Origin of the sequence: Halanaerobium congolense (assembly GCF_004366375.1) — a bacterium.
Classification (GTDB): Bacteria; Bacillota; Halanaerobiia; order Halanaerobiales; family Halanaerobiaceae; genus Halanaerobium; species Halanaerobium congolense.
In genome coordinates, this window is sequence record NZ_SOEF01000067.1 from 1 (window position 1) to 4,715 (window position 4,715).

Consider the following 4,715-nt stretch of genomic DNA (forward strand, 5'->3'; position numbering starts at 1 on the left):
CTGCTTAAAACAGTAAAATCACATTACTTAAATTCTGCTAAATATTGAAATTTCAAGGTGCAAAAGGGTTATTTATGTGCGAAGTTTGAGTTAATAATCTTAAAAATTATGCTATGATATTAATATATTAATTATGCAAATAAACTAGTTGCCTAACTTTTAGCATTTATAAAAAGGAGAGATTACTATGTTTTTTGATTATCACCTGCACTCACATTTTTCAGCTGATTCAGGTATGAAAATGGACGACCTCTGTCAGGCTGCTATATTAAAAGGCTTAGATGAAATAGCTATTACTGACCATCATGATATTGATTATCAAGATAACAAAATAGAGTTTTTAATAGACAAAGATAAATATTTAAAAGAAATAGAAAAAATGCAGAAAAGATATGAAGGTGAGTTGGTTATAAAAAAAGGCATAGAAATGGGGATTCAGTCTCATATTCTTCAAGAATGTGATAACTATCTGGCTAATAATTTTGACTTTGTTATTGGGTCTTTTCATACTGTTGAAAAATCTGACTTATATAATGGCGATTTTTTTGAGGGCTACAGTCAATGGGAAGCTTATATTAAATATTTAAAAGCTGTACTTAAAGTAGTTAAAGAATATGATAACTATAATGTTATCGGCCACCTGGATATTATTCGTCGTTATGGCAATTTTGAAAAGCAGCCAGACTTGATGGAAAATAACGAAGCTGCAGGGTTAATTAAAGAAATTTTAAGAATGATAATAAAAAAAGAGCGGGGCTTAGAGGTAAATACATCTGGTTACCGAATTGATGGCAAAAACCCACTCCCCAGTTTTGATATTTTAAAACTCTATTATAAACAGGGAGGAAAGATTTTAACTATAGGTTCTGACAGCCATAAAACTGCCACCATTGCTCAAAAATTTGATTTTACAGTTTCCAAACTTAAAAAAATTGGATTTAAGTATTTAACAACTTTCAAAAACATGAAACCTAAATTTCACAAAATATAAAATCGCAGGAGATTTAACTCTCTCCTGCAAGACTTTTTAACAATTTTGCTGTATCTTCTGGATCTCTAAGATAATATTCTGCTTCTGTATTTAAATCATCTTCATTCTGGACATAGATTGTGATTCCATCTTTTAAAACTTTAAAAGCATCTTCATCAGTCCGATCATCCCCAATATAAATTTTTAAAACCTCATTTATATCTGATTTCTCTCTGATCTGATCACTAATATAATTAACAGCTTTTCCTTTATCCCAGCCCTTAGGCCTGATTTCTATAACTTCCCGGCCAGAAAGCAAATGATAGGCTGTGTTTTCAAATAAAGCTTTCAAATCTTTTTCTGCTTCAGCCTGCTTCTTTTCAGAATCAAAATGCAGGGCCAGCCCAAAATTTTTGTCTTCTAAACGCACATCTACCGCCTTTAAATATTTTTCTTTAGTCATTTGATAATTTTTTTTGCTTAAAACATCAATCTCTTTATTCTGATGTGGGATAATTATTCCATCTGCAAAAGACATCTCGATTTCTAAACCATGACTGCCTGCATAATGACATCGATTTAAATCAATCATCTTTTTTAACTCACTTAATTTTCTACCTGAAATCAGACTCATATGAATTTTTTTATTTTCTGCCAACTTTTTTAAGCTAGCTTCTACTTCCGGTAAAACAAAGGCAGAAAGAGGATCAGCTTTAAAAGGAGCCAGAGTCCCATCATAATCAAGAAAAAGCAGAATATCATCTGCTCTTTCTATTCGTTTTTTAACTTTACTTAACTGCTTATTTGCAAGAATAAATTTTTTATTCATAACAATCAAGCCACATTTCAATGAAATGATCTCGCCACCAGTTAATATCATATTTCTTAAGAGCAGCTTGAGCAGTCTGCACTCGCTCTTTCCTATCTTTTTCGGGCATTTCAAGCCCCTGATAAATACTATCAGCTAAAGCTTCAACATCATAGGGGTTTACTTTTATTGCACTATCTAAGTATTCAGCTGCTCCAGCAAACTCAGAAAGCAAAAGCACTCCTGAATCCTGTACTGCCAGATATTCTTTGGCCACCAGGTTCATCCCATCTATCGAAGCTGTAATTAACCCTAAGTCAGCTGCATTATAATACGGTAACAGCTCATCCTGAGGGACAGAACCATAGAAATATTTAATCGGCTGCCACTCATCCTCTTGATATTTACCATTGATTTCTCCAACCATTTTCTCAATACTATCTTTCATCTGCTGATACTCTTCAATTCCTGTCCTACTGGGAGCAATTCTTTGAACAAAAATTACTTTACGCTGATATTCGGGATATTTTTCAAAAAATCTACGAATAGCTTCCAGCCTTTCTTCAATCCCTTTTGTATAATCCAGGCAATCAACTGCAAAAACAAGCTTTTCGGTATTATAATTTTCTTTAATTGTTTTTGATTTTTCAAGATATTCCTCGTCCTGAGAAAGTCCGTGCATTCGCTGATAATCAATGCCCAGAGGGATATTTTCTACCCTAGTCTTTGAGCCTTGATAATAAACTTCTCTGGCAGAAAAATCAACTTCTGCCCCTATTTTTTTGGCACAGTTTAAGAAATTGTAAACAAAGGAATCAGTGTGAAAACCCAAAAAATTGGTCGACAGCATTCCTTCTAAAATTTCCTGACGCCAGGGTATAGTTCTAAACGCTTCCCAGGCAGGCCAAGGGATATGCCAAAATAGTGAAGTTTTAGCATCACTTCCTGATAGAAACCCAGGAACTAATGCTAAATGATAGTCATGAATCCAGACTAAATCATCTTCCTCGAGCTCTTCCATAATATTATCAGCAAATTTTTTATTCACCTTTTTATAACTATCCCAGTATTCTTTTTTAAAATTGGCCTTAGAGATAAACGTATGGCAGATCGGCCACATTACCTCATTTGAAAATCCGCAATAAAATCCATTTTTTTCTTCTTCACTTAGTTTAATTCTCTTTAATGTATAACCGTTATCATCAGGTACTTTAACTTTATTTTCCTGATCAACTACTTCAAAATCAGCTTCACCTCGGCCCCAGGCAATCCAGAGTCCATCGTCTTCCTGCATCATCGGGTCCAGTCCGGTTGTTAGGCCTCCTACAAGTTTTTCTTGCTTTATTTCCTGATTCTGATATATATGTTTATATGGTTCCCCATTGGAAACAAGAACAAGTCTATTTTGCTTTAATTCTGCTCCCATAATTATTACCTCCTATTTTGTGTACTTATCTATTCTCTTATTATAACATAACAAATTATGAAAGTAATTAAAGTAATTATTTAACAAGCTCGAGTTGAACTTGGTTTCGATTTTCAATTAGATCAATAAATTCCGTGACCAACAGAGGATCAAATTGAGTCCCTGCACATTTTTTAATTTCGTTTAATGCTGCTGCTGCAGAACTTGCTTTTTTATATGGTCTCTCATGAGTTATAACATCATATGTATCCACAATAGAGATGATTCTAGCCAAATATGGTATTTCTTCTTTTTCTAATCTTCTAGGATAACCCCTGCCATCCCACCTTTCGTGATGTGCTAAAATTATATTAGCTACATTTTCTAGAGCTGGCATTGATTTAATTATTCTGTACCCTATGTTAGTATGTTCTTTAACCTTTTTGTATTCGTCCTCAGTCAAAGCTTCTGGTTTATTTAGAATATAGTCAGCAATAATTATCTTGCCTATATCATGTAAACGAGCAGCAATTTTCAATTCGTCAATCTGATAAATAGGAATTTTCAACTTCTCTGCCAATTTAACAGAGAGCAGCTCCATTCGGCGAGCATGAGCTACAGTTTCTCCTGTTTTTTCTCCCAGCATTCTCTCAAAAGCAGAAAAAATTTCAAATTTAAAACTACCAGTTCCAGAAATCTTATTTCTGTACATTCTATCATTTGCAAGCTGATAAACGTCAGTAAGTTTCTGTTCTTTAGTTGATCTGGAGGCTATCCCAAGCGCCAGTGTCATTTTTTGATATTTTTCATTGAGATAATTGTAATTTTTTGTGATTTCTTCTGAAATTTTCTCTGCTTTTTTAATATCACTTTTCGGAAGTAAAATAACGAATTCATCTCCACCACTTCTTGCTACTATGTCATTTATTTCGCAAAAAGAACTTAATATTTCTGCTGTTTTCCTAATAAATAAATTACCACGTTCATAACCCTGGTTCTTATTTATTTTCTTTAGATTATTTAAATTTCCCAGAATAATACTAAATGGATATAGCTGTTTTTGATCAAATTCTTTTATTTTCTTTTCGAAATAATGGCGATTATAAATTTCTGTCAGTTGATCACGATATTGATTTATTTTTATATTATGCATATCCCTCACCTCATAACTTAAGTCATTTCAAAAGGTCATTTAAGGGGACATCCAGAGCCTTAGATATTTTTTCTAAGCTTTTTAAGGAAGGACTCTGTAGTCCATTTTCAATATTACTTAAAAAAGATTGGGCAAGCCCAGCTCTCGCCGCTAATTTTAGCTGAGTTAGCTCTCTTTCTTTTCGGAACCTTTTGATTTTTCTTGCTAATTTTGCTGACATAATCTCTCCTCCCTTAATAATATATTAACTATATATTATATTATCACTATAATGAACTATATTCGGTAACGTCAAGTATTTTGTGTAAATAAATTAATATCTTTCTTCAAATAGTTGAATTAGCTTATCTCTAGCAGCTAAAAATCCTTTTAATCTTCG

5 protein-coding genes are annotated in these 4,715 nt (G+C 33.0%); 1 reads left to right on the top strand and 4 read right to left on the bottom strand.

Features of this window, described 5'->3' with window-relative positions:
* Positions 1 to 187 precede the first annotated feature (187 nt).
* Positions 188 to 991 carry a histidinol-phosphatase HisJ family protein gene (locus C7954_RS13250; protein ID WP_073159444.1) on the top strand — a complete coding sequence of 268 codons (804 nt, stop codon included), beginning with the start codon at positions 188 to 190 and terminating at the stop codon, positions 989 to 991.
* Positions 992 to 1,004: 13 nt separating this feature from the next.
* On the opposite strand, the gene otsB is transcribed toward C7954_RS13250, so the two are convergent.
* The 4 genes from otsB to C7954_RS13270 all read right to left on the bottom strand — a co-directional run bounded on the left by otsB (position 1,005) and on the right by C7954_RS13270 (position 4,556).
* Positions 1,005 to 1,799 carry a trehalose-phosphatase gene (gene otsB / locus C7954_RS13255; RefSeq protein ID WP_089719876.1) on the bottom strand — a complete coding sequence of 265 codons (795 nt, stop codon included), beginning with the start codon at positions 1,797 to 1,799 and terminating at the stop codon, positions 1,005 to 1,007.
* On the bottom strand, positions 1,792 to 3,204 hold the full coding sequence (locus tag C7954_RS13260; protein WP_089655414.1) for an alpha,alpha-trehalose-phosphate synthase (UDP-forming): 1,413 nt from the start codon (positions 3,202 to 3,204) through the stop codon (positions 1,792 to 1,794). Before C7954_RS13260 ends, otsB begins: the two co-directional genes overlap by 8 nt.
* Positions 3,205 to 3,280: 76 nt before the next feature.
* A complete protein-coding gene (locus tag C7954_RS13265) occupies positions 3,281 to 4,336 on the bottom strand; it encodes a diguanylate cyclase (protein ID WP_073159439.1) in 1,056 nt (351 codons plus the stop codon).
* A 22-nt stretch (positions 4,337 to 4,358) separates the two neighbouring features.
* Complete coding sequence (locus C7954_RS13270; RefSeq protein ID WP_073159437.1) at positions 4,359 to 4,556, bottom strand: helix-turn-helix domain-containing protein; 198 nt, start codon at positions 4,554 to 4,556, stop codon at positions 4,359 to 4,361.
* Between the last annotated feature and the right edge of the window lie 159 nt (positions 4,557 to 4,715).

Excerpts from the sequence above, each read along its gene's own strand:
- C7954_RS13250 (WP_073159444.1), top strand. The coding sequence starts at position 188 with ATGTTTTTTGATTATCACCTGCACTCACATTTTTCAGCTGATTCAGGT.
- otsB (WP_089719876.1), bottom strand. The coding sequence starts at position 1,799 with ATGAATAAAAAATTTATTCTTGCAAATAAGCAGTTAAGTAAAGTTAAA.
- C7954_RS13260 (WP_089655414.1), bottom strand. The coding sequence starts at position 3,204 with ATGGGAGCAGAATTAAAGCAAAATAGACTTGTTCTTGTTTCCAATGGG.
- C7954_RS13265 (WP_073159439.1), bottom strand. The coding sequence starts at position 4,336 with ATGCATAATATAAAAATAAATCAATATCGTGATCAACTGACAGAAATT.
- C7954_RS13270 (WP_073159437.1), bottom strand. The coding sequence starts at position 4,556 with ATGTCAGCAAAATTAGCAAGAAAAATCAAAAGGTTCCGAAAAGAAAGA.